This window comes from Cupriavidus sp. SIMBA_020, assembly GCF_046535395.1.
GTDB classification, from domain to species: domain Bacteria; phylum Pseudomonadota; class Gammaproteobacteria; order Burkholderiales; family Burkholderiaceae; genus Cupriavidus; species Cupriavidus campinensis.
In genome coordinates this window covers 1-242 of record NZ_JAWRWU010001489.1, presented here as the reverse complement: position 1 = coordinate 242, position 242 = coordinate 1, and the positions used below count along the sequence as shown (strand labels likewise).

1 pseudogene is annotated in these 242 nt (G+C 69.4%); it reads left to right on the top strand.

Annotated elements, in window-relative coordinates:
* Nucleotides 1-242: pseudogene (locus SB751_RS34540) on the top strand (diaminohydroxyphosphoribosylaminopyrimidine deaminase); the annotation flags it as partial.

Sequence of the window (242 nt, the reverse complement as noted above, 5' to 3'; positions counted from 1 at the left end):
GATGGGCGACGGCACGATGAAAATGGGCGTGCCGGATCTCGGCATGGGCGCGGTCGACGTCCGCGATGTCGCCGACGCGCACCTGCGGGCCGCGTTCCTGCCGGACGCGAACGGCCGCTACATCGTGTCGGGTCACAACACGAGCCTGCCGGCGATGGCGGCGACGCTGCTCGAACGGTATGGCGCCGACTACCCGATCCCGCGGCGTATCCTGCCGAAATGGCTCGTGTGGTCGATCGGCC